The sequence below is a fragment of the Streptomyces sp. NPDC088707 genome (assembly GCF_044752725.1).
GTDB lineage: Bacteria > Actinomycetota > Actinomycetes > Streptomycetales > Streptomycetaceae > Streptomyces.
The window spans coordinates 319,221-336,281 of sequence record NZ_JBIVLV010000003.1 but is presented as its reverse complement, the minus strand read 5'-3'; the positions used below and the strand labels follow the sequence as shown (position 1 = coordinate 336,281).

The window sequence follows — 17,061 nt, the reverse complement described above, 5'->3', positions numbered from 1 at the left end:
AAGGGCATCCCGCGGGCTACGCGCAGCAGCCCTGTCCCGCGTCCGGTTCGTTCAGCTCGAACCAGATCGCCTTGCCCTCGCCGCGCGGGTCGACGCCCCACGCGTCCGCGAGCATCTCCATCAGGACCAGGCCGCGCCCGCTCGACGCCATCTCGCCCGGGTGGCGCTTGTGCGGCAGTTCGTCGCTCCCGTCGGAGACCTCGACGCGCAGCCGCCGGGCCTTCTCCCCGCAGGCGACCTCGGCGACGAGGAGCGCGTCCCCGTCCGTGTGCACGAGGACGTTGGTGACCATCTCGGAGACCATGAGGACCGCCGAGTCCAGCTGGTCCTCGTCCCGCCAGTCGTGCAGCAGCTGCCGTACCTGCTCGCGCGCCGCGGCGATCCGTTCCGGCTCGGCCTGCGCGATCGTCATCAGGGTGCGGCGCGGCGCCTCCGGGAGCGTGCCGGCGGGCCGGCGGGAGAGCAGCAGCACGGCGATGTCGTCCTCGCGGCGGTCGGCGAGCGGCCCGGTCGTGTAGTGGGAGCCGGGGCCGTGGACGGCTTCCACGAGGGTGTCGGCGAGCGCCTCCAGGTCCTCGCCGTCGTGGGACTCCAGGAGCTCGCGGACCCGTTCCCAGCCGGTGTCGAGGTCGTGCCCGCCGGTCTCCAGGAGGCCGTCGGTGCAGATCATCAGGGTCTCGCCGGGTTCCAGGGTGAGCCGGGTGGTGGGGTAGTCGGTGTCGGGGTCGATGCCGAGGGGCAGGCCGCCCGCGGTGGGCCTGAGAAGAACCGTTCCGTCGTTCATCCGCACCGCCGGGTCCGGATGCCCGGCCCGCGCGATGTCGACGGTCCCGCTCTCCAGGTCGACCTCCAGATAGAGGCAGGTGGCGAAGCGCGGACCGCCCTCGCCCTCCCCGTCGTCGCCGTCGGTGATCCCGTACAGGAAGCGCGAGGCGCGGGAGAGGACGGCGTCCGGCCGGTGGCCCTCGGAGGCGTACGCGCGCAGGGCGATCCGCAGCTGCCCCATCAGGCCCGCCGCCCGCACGTCGTGGCCCTGGACGTCGCCGATCACCAGGGCGATGCGCCCGGAGCGGCGCCCGCCGGTGCGGGAGGTGCCGCCGGGCAGCCGGATCATGTCGTACCAGTCGCCGCCGACCTGGAGCCCGCCGCCGGTCGGCACATACCGCGCGGCCACCTGGATGCCGGGGATGCCCGGCCCGAGGACCGGCATCATCGTCCGCTGCAGTCCGAGCGACAGCTCGCGCTCGGACTCGGCCACGCCCGCGCGTGCGAGGGCCTGGGCGAGCATCCGGGCGACCGTCGTCAGCACCGACCGCTCGTCGGGGGTGAAGGCCACCGGGTGCTTGAAGGCCGCCATCCAGGCCCCCATCGTGCGGCCGGCGACGACCAGCGGCACGAAGGCCCAGGAACGGCGGCCGAAGCGCTGCGCGAGCGGCCAGGTCACGGGGAAGCGGCGCAGGTACTCGTCGGGGGTCGGCAGATAGATCGCCCGGCCCGTCCGCGCGGCCTCCGCCGCCGGGTAGTCGGTGTCGAGCGACATCGACGAGAACGGGCCCTCGTCGCCCTCGCTGTGCCCGTGGTGGCCTATGACCGTCAGCCGGTCGCCCGCCACCCCGAAGACCGCGAGCCCGTCCGGCGAGAACCCGGGCATCGAGAGGGAGGCGGCCACCCGCAGCACCTCGGCCGTCGACCGGGCCTCCGCGAGCGCCCGCCCGGCGTCGAGGAGGAACGCCTCGCGGGACCGGCGCCAGTCACCCGTGACGGGGGTGCGCGCGGCGGTCCCCGGCACCTGCTCGGCGACCTCCTGCAGGGTGCCGACCAGCTGGTAGTCGTTCCCCTCGATGAGCGGCTTCGACCTGCTCCGTACGGTACGGATCACCCGGCCGTGCCCGTCCATGATCCGCAGCCGCGCCTCGGCGAGCGTCCCCTCGGCGACGGCGAGGTTCACGACCCCGTCGATCTCGTTCCAGTCGACGGGATGAAAGCGCGAGCGCACGGCCGCCTCGGTGAGCCGAACGGGCTCCGCGGGCAGCCCGAGCAGCCGGGCGGCCTCGGCGTCGAGCGAGACGATCCCGGACGCGTTGTCCCAGCGCCACAGGCCGGTCGCGATCGCGGCCAGGACGTCCTCGGTGCGCATTGCCCCACTTTATGAATATCGGACACCAGATCGCCACTGAGCGTATTCGAAAACCGATCTCGGCCCGGCCGGTACTCTGGGTGGGTCTGCCCTCGTGTCCTGTGACATCTGTGACAGGGGCCACAGGGCGGCGCCCCACGACCACAGATCCCGAAGACTGGATGAACGACGATGCATCGGTACAGGTCCCACACCTGCGGCGAGCTCCGCGCCTCTGACGTCGGCACCGACGTCCGGCTGAGCGGCTGGCTGCACAATCGGCGCGACCTGGGCGGCATCCTCTTCATCGATCTGCGCGACCACTACGGCATCACGCAGCTCGTCGCACGGCCCGGCACCGCCGCGGCCGAGGTCCTCGACAAGCTGACGAAGGAGACCGTCGTCCGCGTGGACGGCAAGGTCGTCTCCCGTGGCGCGGACAACGTCAACCCGGAGCTCGCCACCGGCGAGATCGAGATCGAGGCCGCCACGGTCGAGGTCCTGGGCGCGGCGAAGCAGATCCCCTTCACCGTCAACGCCGACGACGGCGTCAACGAGGAGCGGCGCCTGGAGTACCGCTTCCTCGACCTGCGCCGCGAGCGCATGCACCGCAACATCATGCTGCGCTCCGCCGTCATCGCCTCCATCCGCTCCAAGATGGTGGCCCTCGGCTTCAACGAGATGGCGACCCCGATCCTCGCCGCGACCTCCCCCGAGGGCGCCCGCGACTTCGTCGTCCCGTCCCGTCTGCACCCGGGCAAGTTCTACGCGCTGCCGCAGGCGCCGCAGCAGTTCAAGCAGCTGCTCATGATCTCCGGCTTCGACCGCTACTTCCAGATCGCGCCCTGCTTCCGCGACGAGGACGCCCGCGCGGACCGCTCGCCGGGCGAGTTCTACCAGCTCGACGTCGAGATGAGCTTCGTCGAGCAGGAGGACGTCTTCCAGCCGATCGAGAAGCTCATGACGGAGCTCTTCGAGGAGTTCGGCGGCGGCCGCCACGTCACCTCCCCGTTCCCGCGGATCCCGTTCCGCGAGTCGATGCTGAAGTACGGCAACGACAAGCCCGACCTGCGCACCTCCCTCGAACTCGTCGACATCTCCGACGTCTTCGAGGCCTCGGAGTTCAAGGCCTTCGCCGGCAAGCACGTCCGCGCGCTCGCCGTCCCGAACACGGGCGACCAGCCGCGCAAGTTCTTCGACCAGCTCGGCGACTTCGCCGTCTCCCTCGGCGCGAAGGGCCTGGCCTGGGTCCGCGTCGGCGAGGGCGGTGCGCTGACCGGCCCGATCGCCAAGTTCCTCACCGAGGAGAACATCAAGGTCCTCACCGAGCGCCTCGGCCTGGAGCCCGGCCACGCGATCTTCTTCGGCGCGGGCGAGTTCGACGAGGTCTCCAAGATCATGGGCCCGGTCCGGGTCGAGGCCGCCAAGCGCGCCGGCCAGTTCGAGGAGAACGTCTTCCGCTTCGCGTGGATCGTGGACTTCCCGATGTACGAGAAGGACGAGGAGACCGGCAAGATCGACTTCTCGCACAACCCCTTCTCGATGCCGCAGGGCGGCCTTGAGGCCCTGGAGACCCAGGACCCGCTGGACGTCCTCGGCTGGCAGTACGACATCGTCTGCAACGGCATCGAGCTCTCCTCGGGCGCGATCCGGAACCACGAGCCCGAGATCATGTTCAAGGCCTTCGAGATCGCGGGCTACTCGCGCGAGACGGTCGAGCACGAGTTCGCGGGCATGCTCCGCGCCTTCGAGTACGGCGCCCCGCCGCACGGCGGCATCGCCCCGGGCGTCGACCGCATCGTGATGCTCCTCGCCGACGAGCCCAACATCCGCGAGACGATCGCCTTCCCGCTCAACGGCAACGCCCAGGACCTCCTGATGGGCGCCCCGACGGAGCTGGACGAGTCCCGCCTGCGCGAGCTGAACCTCCAGCTCCGCAAGCCGGTCGAGAAGAAGACGGTGGACGTGACGGACGCGGTCCACCCGGACGCGGCGCGGTAGTCACTCGCCTGGAGCGACGAAGGGCCCGGAATCCTCACGGATTCCGGGCCCTTTCCGTTCGCTCACCGCGGGCGGTTCACGCCGCCGCGGCGCGGAACCTCTCCAGCGAGGAGGCGAGGTCACGGGCGGCGCCGCTCTCGGCCGGAAGCCGCGAGAGGAGCTCCCGCTCCAGTGCCTCCGCGGGCCGCAGCACGGCCTCCACCAGCTCGTCGGGGCCACAGGTCCCCACGACCGTCCCGTTCGCCGACACGGTGACGATCCCCTTGCGGCCACGCCGGAAGTCGAGCCGGAACGAGGAGTCGGTGCCCGCGAACGACGCGTTCTTCCGCTCCCCGGCGACGAGGGGCCGGAGCGCGTCCAGCAGCAGCGGCACCGACAGGTAGATCATCATCCCCTGGTCGGGGACGTGCCCCGCCGATCCAGCGGTTCCGCTCTCCCCCTCGCACACCATGTCACCGAGGTCGAAGTCACTGGCCTCACCCTGGTCGGGGCGCACGCTGAACGTCAGTCTGATCACGGGCGGTAGCTCTTTCCCATCGGGAAGAAGGTGACGATGCGGTTTCCTTCGGTGGAGTCCACGACCAGACGGTAGTTGGCCCGCATGCCGTTCACCGTCATACGTTTCTCAAAGGTCTGGTACTGGTTGTTCGGATCGGACATCCGGTTTCCCTTCTCCACCATCTTCTCAGCGGCCGCCTCCACCTGCGCGCGCGTCGTGGTGGGAGGCATGAGGTCGCCGTGTCCTCCCTTGGCGGTACCACTGATGTGCCGTTCGTCGATGTGCCGCCACCCCTGCTTGGCGTTGCCGTCCTCCAACCTCGGCTTGGCCCGGCACAGTGCCAGCCCGAGGGGATCGATCCAGGTGTACGGGTTGGGCCCGTACCACCGCGGGTTCGGGCCGCCTTCCAGTCCGATCGGATCCGGGCTCACGTAGTGCGAGACCTCGGGGTCGTAGTACCGGAAGTAGTTGTAGTGCAGAAGGCTTTCGGGATCGAAGTACTGCCCGGGGAAGCGCAGTGGTGTGTAGGCCGTACTGTCCGAAGCCCATGTCGTGGTGCCCCACAGGGTGCGGCGACTGCGCCACGCGAGGGTTCCCGACTCCTGGACGAGCTCGGTCGGGCTGCCCACCAGATCGGTGACGATGGCGAAGAACCGCTCGTCAACCACGTCCTGGGGGGCGTCCCGGCCCACGATGCGCTCGGTCTGGGCCAGTGGCCGGAGTTCGTCGTGGTCCCAGGTGAGGGTGACGGCGTGGGAGGCATCGGCGCCGAAACTGGTCTCCTCGCACAGGGTGACGCCGTCCCAGGTGAAGGTCGTCTCCTCCACCGTGGAGTGCCCGTCGGCACCGAGACGCTGCTTCGCGATCCGGCGCCCCAGCGCGTCGTAGCGGTACCGCCACGCTGTCCCGTCAGGCGTCGTCACGGACACGAGCCGGTCCTCCGCGTCCCACGTGTAGTGCCAGGTGTCGGCCTTCCGCGACAGACGCGTCCTGCGGCGCAGCACCGTCCGTCCCTGCGCGTCGTACGAGTAGTGGACGTCGCCGGCCCGGGACACCCGTGTGCCGGAGTAACTGCGTTCGCCGGTCGCCTCCTGGCCGGGGTGGGACCGGGGCCAGGAAGCAGCGCTGAGATTCCCCGACGCGTCGTACACGTACGCCTCCGCCCAGTCCTCCGCCCGGACCGTCGTCACCCGTCCGACCGGATCGAGGTCGAAGCGGCGGGGGCCGGTGAGCAGGTCGTCGATGCCCACGAGACCCCCGTCCTCGCGATACTCGTAGCCACGCCGCTGCAGAGTCCGGTCCCCGCCGACGACCTGCTGGTGCGTGAGGCGGCCCATGGCGTCGAAGCCGTGTCCGAGGGTGATGCCCTCGCCGATGCGTCGGGCCAGCTCCTGCCCCGCCGCGTCGTAGACGAAGGTGAGTGTCCGCCCCGAGGTGGTGAGCGAGTCCCTGCGCCCGGCCGGGTCGTACGTCCACGTGCTGACCGCACCGGTGGGGGTCGTCCTCCCGCTGCGACGGCCCTGCGCGTCGTAGGCGAAGGCGACCGTCCTGCCGTTCACCGTTTCCGACTCCAGGCGTCCGAAACGGTCACGCATCCGCACGAGTGCGGCGTCGGCGCACGTGGCCCGCGCCAGCTCGTCGAAGATGTCGTACTCGAAGGTGGTGACCGTGCCGGCGACGTCCTTGAGGACGACCTGACCCAGTGTGTTGTGCTCGTACCGGATCCGCTGACCGAGACCGTTGGTCCTCGTCAGGAGACGGCCGGCCACGTCGTACGTGTACGCGAGCGTCCGGTCGTCGAAGTCGGTCTCGCGGAGAACCCGCCCGACCGGATCGTACGAGTAGGTCCACACGAGACCCCGCGGATCGGTGACCCGGGTCAGGCGCAGATTCGAGTCGTAGTCGAACGCGTACTGCGCTCCGTCGGGGTCGGTCCGGCCCGCCAGCAGGTCGAAGTCCGTGTACGTGTAACGGGTGACCCCTCCGAGGGCGTCGACGTGGCTGGTGCGGTTGCCCTCGCCGTCGTAGGTCCATCGCTGTTCGCTACCGTCGGGGTCCCGACGACGCGCGAGTCTCCCCTCGACCGTCCACTCGAAGGCGGTGATCGCACCGAGCTCGTTCGTCGCGGTGACCATGCGCCCGAACGCGTCGTGCGCGTAGCGGGTGACCCCGCCGAGGGGGTCGGTGAAGGAGATGACGAGCCCCGCCTTGTCGCACACGACGGTCGAGGTGTTGCCGGCCGTGTCGGTCGTGGCGCACAAGTGCCCCGCCGCGTCGTACGCGTAGTGCGTGGTGGCCCCCGTCGGTTCGGTGAGCGTTGTGCGGTTGCCGCGCGCGTCGAAGCTCTGGCGGACGGCGTTGCCGTCCGCTCCGATGACGCGCACCAGGTTGCCGGCCCCGTCGTACTCCGCCCGCGCCCTTCGTCCGTCCGAGCGCTCCACCTCGATCGCCCGGCCGGTTTCGTCGTAGGTGACACGGCTGACGTGCCCCAGCGGGTCGGTCTGGGACAGCAGCCGGTTGTGGCGGTCGTAGGCGAAGCGCTGGACCGCACCCAGGGCATCGATCTCCGCCACGACCTGCTCGCGGTCGTTGACCAGGTGGCGCTCGGTGTGGCCCATGCCGTCGGTGACCGTGGTGACGCGGAGGCCGGTGGCCGCGTCGACACCGTCCCAGGTGAAGGTCGATTCGAGGTGGCCGTTGGCCCCGGACTGGTACGTGCACCGGTCCTCGGCGTCGTAGACGTAGTCGAAGCGATGGCCGTTGGTGTCCGTCCAGGACGTGATGCGGCCGTGCTCGTCGCAGTCGAACAGGACCGGACGGCCCGAGGACCCGGTGACTTCTGTCAGGTGGCCGTCCGTGTAGCCGTACCGCAGGATTTCCTGGTCGGATCCGTCCGGTGCCGCGCCCGCGAGGCGGAGGGCGGTCACGCGGCCCTCGTCCGTGGTGAGCTTCAGGTGGTAGCCGCCGTGGTGGACGATCGAGGCCGGGGCGCCCGCCACGTCGTACTCGAAGGTGATCCAGCGGCCGTTGCGGTCGTCGATCTGAGCCAGGAGGGCGAGTTCGTCGTCGTGGTCGGCGAAGTGCAGGACCGTTCCGGTGAAGGGGTCGGTGATCGTGTAGCCGCCGTCGACCCGGTCGAGGGGCCACTGTCGTCCGTGCGTGGGCAGGACCGGGACGCCGGGAGCCGGGTGCGGGTACGCGAGGAGGCTGCCCTCGTCGCAGCTGAAGACCAGGCCCTCCGCGTCGATCTCGAGTCGCTGGTCGAGAGTCGACGACCACGCCGGTCCGAACCAACGGCCCGAGCGGCGTGCGGAGTCGAAGGTGCGGCGGAAGATGATCGGAAGCGACCCCGGCAGGGTGATGTCCGTCTGCGGGAGCAGCATCCGGCCCGTCGCGATGTCGACCGGGTCCTTCTTGCAGACGGTCTCGTTGCACGTCTTGCCGTTGGCGTCCGGGTTCTTCTCGTGGTCCCCGCGGCTGCCGGGCGGCTTCTTCCCGTCGGGCAGGTGCTTGGTGCCGTTCAGGCCGGCACGCAGACCGCTGCGGAGGGCACCCGCGCCCTTCGTCCCGATCAGTTCGGGGACGAGCCGGCCGAAGAACTCCGACGGGTCGCCCTTCGCCGCGTCCCAGGCGTTCTTCAGCGCCCGGTCCGGGTTGGCCGCAGTGGACACCAGGCCGGCGAGCGTCATGTTGACGCCCTTGTAGTACTCCGCCGGGTGGGTCAGGTTGTACGGGTCCACCGGGTTGACCGAGCGGACGAAGTTGAGCAGGCCGGCCGTGCCCTTGACGATGCCGCCGCCGAAGTGGGCCAGTTCGATGCCCTGGCCCAGGCCGTAGTCCATCAGCTCCAGCTTGGCCCGCTCGCGGCCCGTCGGCTCCTTCGGCGCGTGCGCGAGGGCGGCACTGACGGCCGCCTTCGCGGTGTCCCCGGCCTCGTCGCGGGCCTTCCGCGCGTCGTTCAGGATCTCCTTGGCCCGCTGCCGCTTGGCCTTGCCGGGGTCGGAGAAGGGCCCGGGGTCCGGCAGCGGACTGTCCCCGGTGCGGGCCGCGTTGTAGGCGTCGACCTTCTTGTTGTACGTGGCGACCGCAGCCTTGGAGTCCCCGTCGCCCTCCTTGTAGAGGGCTACCGCCTCGCGCGCCTTGCCCTGCGCGCTCACGACCGCCTTGGAGTACGTCTCCAGGGCCTTGGCCGCGTTCTCCATCGCGTCCGCCGCGTGCAGCCAGTCCGTCGGCAGCGTCGAGAACTTCTCCCGGAACGCGTCGGCCGCCTCGCCCTTCCAGTGACCCGAGTCCAGCTTCCGCATGCCGCTGCCGACCAGGTCGAACGCGCGTTGGAAGTCCCGGAGGTTCTTCACCGCCTCGGCGATCTTCTCCGGCTTGCCGTGGATCAGCTCGTTCGCTTCCTCGGTCTGCCCGAGCTGCTGCTCCCCGACCTGCGCGCCGAGCGAGGACGCGGTCTCGTCGCCCCAGTCCTCGACCGAGTCCGCGATCTCGTGCGCACCGATCTTGTCCAGGCCCTGGCCGGCCTTGTCGGTCACATAGTCGACGCCCTCACCGACGAGCTCCTTGCCCTTGTCGATGCCGTCACCGATCTTGTCGATGCCCTTGTCGACCAGACCTCCCCAGTCCACCATCAGCGGTTCTCCCCCCAGCGCGGCTGTTCGGCCTGTTCGACGGTCGCCTGGTCGGGGTCGAGGTCCTCCTTGAGACGGCCGTCCAGGCGGTCACGCATCGCGGGGTCGATCATTCCGCTGCGCTCCATCGAGTCCAGCTGCGCGTCCATGACGTCGTAACCGGTGTTCTTCCAGGTCTGCTTGACCTCGTCGTGAGCGTCGCTGAAGGACTCCCCGCTCCAGTCCGCGCCGTCCCACATGTGCTGGTCGCGGATGCTGTCCCAGCTCTTCTGCTTGACCTCGTCCTCGGAGAGGTGCGGGTTCCCGTTGAGGGAGTTCACGCCGATCTTGATCGAGTCCTTGATGTACTGCTCCTGCTCCGCGAACGAGCCGGCCGACAGGCCTACCGCCTGCGCGAAGCCGTTTCCTCGCAGGGTGAGGGCGCGTATGCCCCACTCCCAGCGGTCACAGAACGTCTCGAACTGCGACGTCAGGCCGCCGTGCCCCAACTCCAGCCCCGAGAGGGCCAGATCGGAGAAGCCGCGGCCTGTCGACGCCTCCCCGACCATGCCGAGCTCCTTCAGCTCGGCATGCGCCAGGTCGATGCCCTTCGCTATCTCCGTCAGCGCCGCCGCCGGCGCCGCCAGGTCGGGCTTGTCCCCACTCATCGCGTCCCCGTTCCCCCGAGATCCACCGTGTCCTCCAGGTCCACCGCCACCTCGTCCGGGACGATGCCCGCCACCGGCGGGAAGACCATGCCGTCCGCACTGCCCGCGTCCAGCGCGACTCCGCCCGGGCCGGGCAGCATCGGCACCATCACGTCGAGGAGCCGCGCGCCCAGAACCGTCTGGTACGTCCACTCCCGCGCCGACTCCCCGCGCGCGTCGGCGAAGCGCGCAAGCGCCTCCTCGTCCGAGAACGCGCAGATCCACCGCACTCCGTTGGAGTCCGCGGTCCACAGGCTGTCCTGGTCGTCGAACGGCACCAGGACGGCCGTACGCCGGAATTCGCCGAGCAGTCGTGCGAACCGGCGCCGTGCCTCCGCGATCCCGTCGGCCTGCTCCGCCTGCGGCACGGCCCGTGCAGCAGGGTCCTCCGAAGTCCTCCCCATGTCCGGACGCGCCACTTCGACGTGCGCGTCCGCCAACTCCGACAGCCTTGAAACCTGACGGGACTTCGGTCCGTCGCCCCCGTTGTCATTCACCCACGCATGCTGCCATGTGCCCGTTCACATGAGCAACGAGCTTGTGTTCGATTCGGTCCGTCCGAACCGGATCCTTATGCGCCTGGTGGCAGTTCAGCAGACGGGAAAGGGGCCTGGGGACGACGTCGTCCCCAGGCCCCTTCCGTGCGGTCGCCGGTCTACTCGTCCGCGAAGATCTCCTCGGCCGAGTCCGCCGTGACGGCGCGCGTCAGCCAGGCGCGCAGCGTCTCGGGGTCGCCGCAGCCGGTGACGCGGTCGTGGACGTCGTGGGGGACGGCGATGCCGCGCTGCTCAAGGACCAGCAGTATGGCGTCGGCGCTGGCTTGGGCACGGCCCTCGGCACGGCCCTCGGCGCGACCCTCGGTCCGGCCCTCGTCTCGGATCTCCTCCGAGAGGTACGACTTGTAGAAGGAGAGGTCCACGGCCACCAGCGTCCTCCAGAGGTCTTGGGCCGGGCGCTTGCTCAGCCCCTGTGCGGTGAATTCGATGATCGGGTCGGCGACGCTCTCGGGAACGTCCCGCAGAGCGGTGGACAGTGCTTTCAGTATGGCACCGATGTCCGGATCGCCCGCGTGCGTGATGGCCGACAGGGTGGCCAGCGCGAGGTCCTCGCCCGCCCTGACCGGATCGGTGATGACCGGCATGTTGTGCGGACCCACGACGATGGGCCGGATGCTGAGGGTCGGCATGTACGCCGGTCCGCTGGCGGCCGGCCGGGCGGCCCATTCCGCCGTGGCGCGGTCCTGGCAGACGACCAGCAGCGCGGTCGGCAGCGCGTACTTCGTCCACAGGTACGAGACGTAGTACGCCCAGCTCGCGGGCTTGGACAGGTCCTTCTTGCCCTGGGCCTCGATGGCGAGGAGGAGGGAGCCGTCTTCGGCGCTGTCGAGCCGCAGCAGGGTGTCGACGCGGCGTTCGACCGGTCGGGTCTCGGTGAGGTCGTTGGGCAGGACGACCGCGTCGATGACGGCCGGCAGGGGGAGATCCAGCACGTTTTTCAGGCGGCTGAAGAGGTGGAGGTCGTGCCGGAAGATGTGGTGCATCGCTTCATGCGGTGGGTTGACCACGTGGTTCCTAGGAGTGGGGTCGGCGGCTGGTCAGCTGTGGCAGCCGCCGCAGGTGCCGGGTTCAGGGGCGCGGTAGGCGCGGTCGCAGGTGTCGCAGTTCTGGAGGGGGTGTCTCGCCGACGGTCTCTCCGTGCGGAACTGCGGCAGGGGCGGGAGTTGGGCCGTGAGGCGGTGGGCCAGGAGTGCGGCCGGGCGGTGCAGGGGTTCCTGGGGCAGGTCGTGGGTCAGAGCGCGGTGTACGGCTTCGGGGGGCAGGTCCCGTTCGAGCCAGGCCGCGACGCCGGGGACGAGGTGCTCGGCGTCCGTGGCGGAGATCAGGAGCCTCGGGTCCGTGCGGCGGAGGCCGGAAAGCACGCCGAGGGCGGTCTGGAGCAGGTCGGGCGTCGGGTACACCGGCTCGGGCACGGCGGGCAGGACGCGGCGGCGCGGTGGTTTCTCGGCGGTCCGCCGGGGCCGGGGCGGGGGGCTCGGTCCGTCCTCGCCGCCCGTCCGGCCCGGCTGGTTGCAGGAGACCGTACGGGTGACCATGCGGCCCTGCTGGGTCCGTAAGCGCGTGCGCCGCAGATAGCCGTGGGCCTCCAGCTCGCGAAGGGCGCCGGCGATCCGGGTCTTCCCCTCGGGGAAGCGGGCGGCGAGGGTGTCGATGTCGACCTTGGCGCCGCTGGGGAGCGACTGGATGTGGACGGCCAGACCGATCGCCAGCAGCGACAGCTCGGCGTGCTGGGCGAGATGGTTGCCGACCACCGTGAAGCGGGTGGTGTGGCGGACGTTGTCGTGGGTGACGCCGCCACACTGAGAAGAGTGGCTTTTCCCGTCGTTACGGGACTCGGCAGCCGGGCGCACGCTAGTGTTCTTGGTACCCATCGGGAAGCCCTAACTTCCTTGGTGGTCAGGCCCCCGTACCGGGATTCGCACTCCCGGCGGGGGCCGACGCATGTCAGCAGTGGTGTGGTGTGTCGCGCTGAGCGTAGATCAACCAACCCGCCCCTTGGCCAGCTGATTTGGGCATATTCACTCAAGCGAGTGAGTGCGGCCTCGGCGGGGAGGAAGGGTGGGGTCTGGTTCGGTTTCTTTCTCTCTGTGGTCGTCCTTGAGGAGACCGCCCGCCCCACCGAACCCCGCGTTCCCGGGGCCCGGTGACTCTCGCATCTCCGCAGGTCAGAGGTGCGGCAGGTCCATCTCAGCCCATACGGTCTTCCGGGGTACGAGGCCGCGCTCGACGCCCCACCGGTCGGCCGGCGCCCCTACCAGAATCAGTTCACGTCCCGAGTCGCCCTCGGGGCGCGCCGGTTGGGCTCGGGGAAGCTTCTCGCCCCGCGTGTCCGTCACCTCGACGCGGAGGACGCCCGACCGGGACAGGAGTGCGAGCCGGAAGCCTCGGCCGGCGACCCTGTTGATCGACAGGACCGCATGCGAGGTCAAGGTCCACTCCCAGCCGGACGGAGAGCGGTACGAGATGGTCGCGACCGTGCCCTTCGGCAAGACCGTCACCCTGCCCGATCCGGTGGGGAGGGAACTGGACACGGAGCCCTTGAAGAACTGGGTTCGCTGAAATTCTTCGCGCGGGCCGTCACACTTCCCCGACCCGCTCCGTCAGTGCTGTGTCCGGCTCGGTCGAGGCGGACACGGGAGAGGCTGAAGGAGCCGTCGCGATGTTCACCGAGATGTCCACCACCGCCGTCGTCGTCACCGCCGTCGCCGCCTTCATGGCCGGGTTCTCGGGGGCCTCGATCTTCTTCCGGGCGAAGTTCGTCGTCGAGCCGCTCGCCGCGTACGGCGTCCCGCAGGCCTGGTGGAACTGGCTCGGGGCCGCCAAGGCCGCCGGGGCCGTCGGGCTCCTCGTCGGGTTCTTCGTGCCGGTGATCGGGACCCTCGCCGCGATCGGGCTGGTCCTGTACTTCGCCGGGGCCGTGATCACCGTGCTCCGCGCCCGGTCCTACGGCCACGTGCCCTTCCCGCTGATCTACATGGCGCCCGCCGTCGCCGTCCTCGTGATCGTCTGAGCCACCCGCGACGGCGAAGGCCGCCGCCCCCGGAGAGGGGGCGGCGGCCTTCGCCGTACGACAGGGGACGTCGGCGTCAGTCCTTCTTCTCCTCCAGGCGCGGGAACAGCACCGCGCCCTTCGTCACCGTCGCGCCCGCGGAGAGCTGCCCCCACGTGCCGGCGGACTGGACCGGCTGGGCGGCCAGGGCGCCCAGGGACGCCTCGGCGCCGAGGGACTCCCACAGCGCCTGCGAGGTCTCCGGCATGATCGGGTTCAGCAGGACGGCGACGGCGCGGAGGGACTCGGCGGCCGTGTAGAGGATGGTCGCCAGGCGGGCCCGGCCCTCCTCCGACTCGTCCTTCGCGACCTTCCACGGCTCCTGCTCCGTGATGTAGCCGTTGACCTGCTTCACGAAGTCGAAGATCGCCAGGATGCCGGCCTGGAAGTCCAGCTCCTCGCCGATCTTCGCGTCGGCCGTCGCGACGGCCTTGGCCAGGCCCTCGTGGATCGCCTTCTCCGCGTCGCCGTCGGCCGTCGAGGCCGGCAGCGCGCCGTCGAAGTACTTGCCGACCATGGCCGCGACGCGGGACGCCAGGTTGCCGTAGTCGTTCGCCAGCTCGCTCGTGTAGCGGGCCGTGAAGTCCTCCCACGAGAACGAGCCGTCCTGGCCGAACGCGATCGCCCGCAGGAAGTACCAGCGGTACGCGTCCACGCCGAAGTGCGAGGTCAGGTCCTGCGGCTTGATGCCGGTCAGGTTCGACTTCGACATCTTCTCGCCGCCGACCATCAGCCAGCCGTTGGCCGCGACCCGGCCCGGGACCGGCAGGCCCTGCGCCATCAGCATCGCCGGCCAGATCACCGCGTGGAAGCGCAGGATGTCCTTGCCGATGAGGTGGACGTTCGCCGGGAAGGTCTCGTCGAACTTCTCCGGGTTCTCGTTGTAGCCGACGGCCGTCGCGTAGTTGAGCAGCGCGTCGATCCACACGTAGATGACGTGCTTCTCGTCCCACGGCACCGGGACGCCCCAGTCGAACGTCGAGCGCGAGATGGAGAGGTCCTCCAGGCCCTGCTTGACGAAGTTCACGACCTCGTTGCGGGCCGACTCCGGCTGGATGAAGCCCGGGTTGGCCTCGTAGAACTCCAGGAGCTTCGGGCCGTACTCGCTCAGCTTGAAGAAGTAGTTCTCCTCCTTGAGGATCTCCACCGGCTTCTTGTGGACCGCGCACAGCTTCGTGCCGTCCTCGGCCTCGATGAGGTCGCCGGGGAGCTTGTACTCCTCACAGCCCACGCAGTACGGGCCCTCGTAGCCGCCCTTGTAGATCTCGTCCTTGTCGTACAGGTCCTGCACGAACTCCTGGACGCGGTCCGTGTGACGCTTCTGCGTGGTGCGGATGAAGTCGTCGTTCGCGATGTTCAGGTGCTCCCAGAGGGGCTTCCACGCCTCCTCGACGAGCTTGTCGCACCAGGCCTGGGGCGTGACGTCGTTCGCCTCGGCCGTGCGCATGATCTTCTGACCGTGCTCGTCCGTGCCGGTGAGGAACCACACCTTCTCGCCGCGCTGACGGTGCCAGCGCGTGAGCACGTCGCCTGCGACGGTCGTATAGGCGTGGCCCAGGTGAGGAGCGTCGTTGACGTAGTAAATGGGGGTCGTGACGTAGAACGCCTTCGCCCCCTGCTTCTCGGATCCAGTGGCCGCCATGGTCGAAATCCTAACGGTCGTACGAAGATCCACTCACATCGATAAGCCCGGGGGCGGGCGGCGGGCCGGGCACGGGGAGGATGGAGGCCATGCGTGTACTGGTAGCCGAGGACGAACGCCCCCTCGCCGAACTCGTCGCCACCGGACTGCGGCGCGCGGGCTTCGCCGTCGACACCGTCCACAGCGGCGACGCGGCCCTCGACCACCTCGGGCTCCACCCGTACGACGTCCTCGTCCTCGACCGCGACCTGCCCCGCGTCCACGGCGACGAGGTCGCCCGCCGCCTCGTCGCCGAGGGGTCCCCCACCCGCATCCTCATGCTGACCGCCGCCACCGCCACCGAGGACCGCGTCACCGGCCTCGACCTGGGCGCCGACGACTACCTCGGCAAGCCCTTCGAGTTCCCCGAGCTGGTCTCCCGGGTCCGCGCCCTGCGGCGCCGGTCCGCCCGCGCGGCCCTGCCTCCGCTCCTGGAGCGGTACGGGCTCCGCATGGACACCGTCCGGCGGACCGCCACCCGCGACGGGCGGGACCTCGACCTCTCCCCGAAGGAGTTCTCCGTCCTCCAGATCCTCCTGGAGGCCGACGGGGCGGCCGTCTCCGCCGAGGAGCTCCTCGACCGCGCCTGGGACGCCCACGCCGACCCCTTCACCGGCGCCGTACGCGTCTGCATGAGCAAGCTGCGCGCGAAGCTGGGCGAGCCGGCGCTGATCAGGACGGTGCAGGGTGTGGGGTACCAGCTGTGAGGCCGGGCGGTGACGCGGGATACCTGGGGTCAGGCTCCACGATCCGGACGCGGATCGCGCTCGTGTACGGGGGCGCCTTCCTGGTCCTCGGGACGGTGCTGCTGCTCGTCGTGAACCTGCTCGTCCTCGCCGGCACGGACGACGAGACCGACGCGATCGTGGCCCGCGCCCACGGGGCCGGGAACGGGGTGGCGAGCGGTGCCGGGAACGGGGTCGCCGTCGTGGAGGCGTACGAGCTGGGGGACGACATCAGCCGCGCGGCCGGCGAGCAGATGCTCATGTGGTCGGTCCTCGCCCTGCTCGTCATGGCCTGCTGCGCCGTCGTCGTCGGCTGGTGGACCGCCGGTCGCGTGCTCCGGCCCGTGCACGAGATGACCGCCCGCGCCGCCCGCCTCTCCGAACGCAATCTGCACGACCGGATCGCCGTCTCCGGACCCGACGACGAGCTGAAGGAACTCGGCGACACGATCGACGCGCTGCTCGGCCGCCTGGAGACCGCCTTCGACAGCCAGCGCCGGTTCATCGCCAACGCCTCCCACGAGCTCCGCACCCCGCTCGCCACCCAGCGCGTCGCGATCCAGGTCGGTCTCGACGACGACTGCGACGTACGGCAGGTGCTCCTCGACGCCAACCGCCGCAGCGAACGCCTCATCGACGGTCTGCTGCTGCTCGCCCGCAGCGAGCGCGGGCTCGCCGAACGCGAGGACGTGCGGCTCGGGGAGCTCGCGGAGGAGGAGTGGGCGGACGCGTACGTGGTGGCCGACGGCGGTGTCGTACGGGGCAGCCGGGTGCTGCTCGGGCAGCTCGTACGGAACCTCGTCGCCAACGCGGTCGCCTACAACGTGCCGGACGGCACGGGCACGGTCGACGTCCGGGCCGAGGAAGGGGTGCTCACGGTGACCAACACGGGACCCGTCGTCCCGCCCGACGAGGTGGCCGGGCTCTTCGAACCCTTCCGGCGCGGCGAGGGGCGGGACCGGATGGGGCCGGGCGCGGGGCTCGGCCTGTCCATCGTGCGGTCGATCGCGGAGGCGCACGGCGGGCGGGTGCGGGCGGTGGCCCGGGGCGCGGGGGAGGGCGGCGGCCTGGTGGTGACGGTGACCCTGCCGGTCACCGCCGCCTGAGGCCCTG

General features: G+C 70.3%; 13 protein-coding genes. 5 read left to right on the top strand and 8 right to left on the bottom strand.

Annotated features, from left to right (window positions below; all coding sequences use genetic code 11):
• Window positions 1-16: 16 nt before the first annotated feature.
• Window positions 17-2,137 carry a SpoIIE family protein phosphatase gene (locus tag ACIP84_RS12300; protein ID WP_401797681.1) on the bottom strand — a complete coding sequence of 707 codons (2,121 nt, stop codon included), beginning with the start codon at window positions 2,135-2,137 and terminating at the stop codon, window positions 17-19.
• A gap of 171 nt (window positions 2,138-2,308) precedes the next feature.
• Here ACIP84_RS12300 and aspS point away from each other — a divergent pair, with 171 nt between their 5' ends.
• The gene (aspS, locus tag ACIP84_RS12295; protein ID WP_401797679.1) at window positions 2,309-4,117 is read left to right on the top strand and encodes an aspartate--tRNA ligase; all 1,809 of its coding nucleotides are present in this window, start codon (window positions 2,309-2,311) and stop codon (window positions 4,115-4,117) included.
• Window positions 4,118-4,193: 76 nt separating this feature from the next.
• Here aspS and ACIP84_RS12290 read toward each other — a convergent pair whose 3' ends face one another.
• From ACIP84_RS12290 to ACIP84_RS12265, 6 genes are all read right to left on the bottom strand, one after another.
• Window positions 4,194-4,634, bottom strand: a complete 441-nt coding sequence (locus ACIP84_RS12290; protein ID WP_401797677.1) for a hypothetical protein — start codon at window positions 4,632-4,634, stop codon at window positions 4,194-4,196.
• Window positions 4,631-9,250, bottom strand: coding sequence for a putative T7SS-secreted protein (locus ACIP84_RS12285; RefSeq protein ID WP_401797675.1), 4,620 nt, complete (start codon window positions 9,248-9,250; stop codon window positions 4,631-4,633). The genes ACIP84_RS12290 and ACIP84_RS12285 overlap by 4 nt, the downstream gene beginning before the upstream one ends.
• Entirely contained in the window at window positions 9,250-9,897 is a 648-nt protein-coding gene (locus tag ACIP84_RS12280; protein WP_401797673.1) for a hypothetical protein, read from the bottom strand. The genes ACIP84_RS12285 and ACIP84_RS12280 overlap by 1 nt, the downstream gene beginning before the upstream one ends.
• Window positions 9,894-10,433 (bottom strand): SseB family protein, encoded by a 540-nt coding sequence (locus ACIP84_RS12275; RefSeq protein WP_401797671.1) that lies wholly within the window; start codon window positions 10,431-10,433, stop codon window positions 9,894-9,896. Before ACIP84_RS12275 ends, ACIP84_RS12280 begins: the two co-directional genes overlap by 4 nt.
• 158 nt (window positions 10,434-10,591) lie before the next feature.
• Window positions 10,592-11,476 carry a hypothetical protein gene (locus ACIP84_RS12270; RefSeq protein ID WP_401797669.1) on the bottom strand — a complete coding sequence of 295 codons (885 nt, stop codon included), beginning with the start codon at window positions 11,474-11,476 and terminating at the stop codon, window positions 10,592-10,594.
• A 54-nt stretch (window positions 11,477-11,530) separates the two neighbouring features.
• Window positions 11,531-12,364 carry a helix-turn-helix domain-containing protein gene (locus ACIP84_RS12265; RefSeq protein WP_401797666.1) on the bottom strand — a complete coding sequence of 278 codons (834 nt, stop codon included), beginning with the start codon at window positions 12,362-12,364 and terminating at the stop codon, window positions 11,531-11,533.
• A 529-nt stretch (window positions 12,365-12,893) separates the two neighbouring features.
• On the opposite strand from ACIP84_RS12265, the gene ACIP84_RS12260 reads away from it, so the two are divergent.
• Complete coding sequence (locus ACIP84_RS12260; protein ID WP_401797664.1) at window positions 12,894-13,052, top strand: hypothetical protein; 159 nt, start codon at window positions 12,894-12,896, stop codon at window positions 13,050-13,052.
• A gap of 100 nt (window positions 13,053-13,152) precedes the next feature.
• Window positions 13,153-13,503 carry a DoxX family protein gene (locus tag ACIP84_RS12255; protein ID WP_355956993.1) on the top strand — a complete coding sequence of 117 codons (351 nt, stop codon included), beginning with the start codon at window positions 13,153-13,155 and terminating at the stop codon, window positions 13,501-13,503.
• A gap of 76 nt (window positions 13,504-13,579) precedes the next feature.
• Here ACIP84_RS12255 and metG read toward each other — a convergent pair whose 3' ends face one another.
• The gene (gene metG, locus ACIP84_RS12250; RefSeq protein ID WP_401797660.1) at window positions 13,580-15,184 is read right to left on the bottom strand and encodes a methionine--tRNA ligase; all 1,605 of its coding nucleotides are present in this window, start codon (window positions 15,182-15,184) and stop codon (window positions 13,580-13,582) included.
• A gap of 89 nt (window positions 15,185-15,273) precedes the next feature.
• Between metG and ACIP84_RS12245 the strand changes: the two genes are divergently transcribed.
• Together ACIP84_RS12245 and ACIP84_RS12240 are read left to right on the top strand one after the other, a co-directional pair.
• The gene (locus ACIP84_RS12245) at window positions 15,274-15,930 is read left to right on the top strand and encodes a response regulator transcription factor (RefSeq protein WP_355956988.1); all 657 of its coding nucleotides are present in this window, start codon (window positions 15,274-15,276) and stop codon (window positions 15,928-15,930) included.
• Window positions 15,927-17,054: a sensor histidine kinase gene (locus tag ACIP84_RS12240; RefSeq protein ID WP_401797657.1), complete on the top strand. Its 1,128-nt coding sequence runs from the start codon at window positions 15,927-15,929 to the stop codon at window positions 17,052-17,054. The genes ACIP84_RS12245 and ACIP84_RS12240 overlap by 4 nt, the downstream gene beginning before the upstream one ends.
• The last annotated feature ends 7 nt before the right edge of the window (window positions 17,055-17,061 follow it).